Raw genomic sequence first — 2,832 nt, forward strand, 5'->3', positions numbered from 1 at the left:
AAAATGTTGACTTTATAACATTTCACATTACGAATCAGATGAAGAATAGTTCAGTTATACCTTCACGTTTTGGAAATTACAATGGCAAAACGGCTTACGTTCACAAAAGGTTTTGAATCAAACGTTGACCCGATTTTGAAATCGTTTTCATCGTCCTGTATCAGTATACCGATTATCTTTTTGTCATGTCGAGGGGTTCTGACGAATTTGTAGTGATGAATATCACACCCGCTTTTCAAACGACCAATCGTCTGGAAAGCCTTTCCTGTCAACCCGAAATGGGTGGACAATACCAGTTCGAATGGCTACGATTACGATGTAAGCGCTACCTAAAATTGTGTCGATTTTGTGACTTTCGAAACCGACGCCCGCATCGAACTCGTTTTGATGCGTGTGAGGAGGAACACCTATGGACTGGATGAAGCAATTACGTGAGGAAATCGGTGCCGACATCGTCTTCACGGATCCGACGACCCGTCTCGCCTATTCGTTTGACGCGACACCGAACTACCAAGCGATGCCCGACGCGATCGTCGCGCCCCGCTCGACCGAGGACGTGCAAGCCGTGTTACGACTCTGTCACGAACACCGCATTCCCGTCATCCCCCGCGGGTCGGCGACAAACCTTGCCGGCGGGACGACGCCACTCTCGGGCGGTGTCGTCATGGATTTTCGCCATATGGACCGTATCGTCGAGATTGATGAGAAAAATTTGACGGTGACGGTCGAACCAGGTTGCATCACTCTCCATTTGGCTGAAGCTGTCGAGTCAAAAGGACTCTTTTACCCGCCAGACCCGAGCTCGATGAAAATCTCGACGATCGGCGGCAACATTAGCGAGAACTCTGGCGGTCTCCGTGGGTTGAAATATGGCGTGACGGCTGACTACGTGCTCGCGCTCGAAGCGGTGCTCCCGAACGGTGAGGTGCTCCACACGGGCGGCAAGCTCGCCAAAGACGTGGCCGGGTATGATTTGACCCGTCTCCTCGTCGGCTCGGAAGGGACGCTCGCCGTCATCACGCAAGCGACACTGAAGCTCATCCCGCTCCCCGAGACGAAACAGACGATGTTGGCCCATTTCGAGGACTTGGACAGCGCGGCCCGGACGGTGAGCCGCATCATCGAGAACCGCGTCATCCCGGCGACGCTCGAGTTCATGGACAAGAAGACGATCGAGGTCGTCGAAGCGTATGCGAACATCGGACTGCCGACAGACGTCGGCGCTCTCCTTCTATTAGAACAAGACGGACCGCGTGACGTCGTCCGGAGTGATATCGAGGCGATGCACGCCGTCTGTCTAGCCGAAGGCGCCTTGTCGGTCGAAGTGGCCCGTGACGAGACGCATGCCGAGACGTTGCGTTACGCCCGCCGCATCGCCTTGTCCGCCCTCGCCCGGCTCAGCCCGACGACGATTTTAGAAGATGCGACCGTGCCGCGGAGCGAGATCGCCGAGATGGTCCGACGCATCGAAGCGATTGGCCGCACGTACGACATTCAAATCGCCACGTTCGGTCATGCCGGGGACGGCAACCTCCATCCGACGGTCGCGACCGACGCCCAGAACCATGAAGAGATGGAACGTGTCGAAGCAGCGTTCGCCGATATTTTCGCCGCCGCGCTCGACCTCGGCGGGACGATCACCGGCGAGCACGGGGTCGGGGCGATGAAAGCCCCATACCTTGAATGGAAGCTCGGACCGGCCGGGATTGACGTCATGAAAGGCATCAAGCTCGCCTTCGACCCGCACGGCATCATGAATCCACAGAAGATGTTCGCCAAAGCGGCGAAGAAACGCATCGTCCAAGGAGGGAAATCATGAAGCAGACGCCCGAACTCGCCAATCGCATGACCGACAAGCTCGACTATGAAGAGATGCTCGGCTGCATGCGCTGCGGCTTTTGCCTGCCGACGTGCCCGACGTACATCCGTTCGAAAGACGAGTCCGCCTCCCCGCGCGGTCGCATCGCCATCATGAAAGGTGTCGTCGACGGGTTGATCGAACCGGATGCGGGCGTCGAGAAGACGCTCAACGAATGTCTCGGCTGTCTCGCCTGCGAGCCGGCATGCCCGGCCGGAGTGCGTTATAGCGTCTTGCTTGAGGACGCCCGCGCCGCCATCACCGAGCATAAACGGGCGACCGGACAGATGCCTGTCCGCGAACGGATCGTCCGCAAAGTCGTCTTTGACGGGCTATTCTTGAACAAAGCGAAGATGGAGACGGCGACAGGCTTCCTCCGCTTCTATCAACAGTCTGGTGTCCAGACGCTCACCCATAAGCTCCGCATCCTCGACTGGTTCCCGGACCAGATCCAGAAGATGGAGACGATTTTACCGACGGTCCCGCCGAAGACCGAGCGAAGAGGCCGTCCGGAGCGAATCCCGGCGACGGGGTCGACGACGGCCCGGGTCGCCTTCTTCAGCGGTTGTTTGATGGACACGATGTTCTATGAGACGAACGCGAACACGATCAAACTGCTTCAGGCGGCAGGCTGTGACATCGTCATCCCAAAAGCGCAACAGTGTTGCGGCGCGCTGCACGGCCATGCCGGTGAACAGACGGGCGCCGTCACGCTCGCCAAGCAAAACATCGCGGCGTTTGAGAATGAGGACGTCGACTATATCATTACGAACGCCGGCGGTTGCGGCGCGTTCCTCGTCGGTTACGACCACTTGTTGAAGCACGACCCGAAATGGGCCGAACGCGCGGAACGGTTCACGGCCAAAATCAAGGACTTCGCCTCAATTTTAATTGAGGTCGGTTTCCTCGACCGGGTGCCGCTCACACTTCCGGAGCAAGTCATCACGTACCAAGACTCGTGCCACTTGCGTAAC

3 protein-coding genes are annotated in these 2,832 nt (G+C 57.5%); 2 read left to right on the plus strand and 1 reads right to left on the minus strand.

Annotated elements, in window-relative coordinates:
- Window positions 1-62: 62 nt before the first annotated feature.
- On the minus strand, window positions 63-272 hold the full coding sequence (locus B9Z54_RS24950) for a hypothetical protein (RefSeq protein ID WP_162785261.1): 210 nt from the start codon (window positions 270-272) through the stop codon (window positions 63-65).
- A gap of 146 nt (window positions 273-418) precedes the next feature.
- Here B9Z54_RS24950 and B9Z54_RS16390 point away from each other — a divergent pair, with 146 nt between their 5' ends.
- Complete coding sequence (locus B9Z54_RS16390) at window positions 419-1,819, plus strand: FAD-binding oxidoreductase (RefSeq protein WP_240189974.1); 1,401 nt, start codon at window positions 419-421, stop codon at window positions 1,817-1,819.
- The coding region (locus B9Z54_RS16395) for a (Fe-S)-binding protein (RefSeq protein WP_240189973.1) at window positions 1,816-2,832 on the plus strand (1,017 nt) is incomplete at its 3' end. The genes B9Z54_RS16390 and B9Z54_RS16395, both read left to right, overlap by 4 nt.

Source organism: Bacillus sp. P14.5 (genome assembly GCF_003316765.1).
GTDB lineage: Bacteria > Bacillota > Bacilli > Bacillales > Bacillaceae_B > Rossellomorea.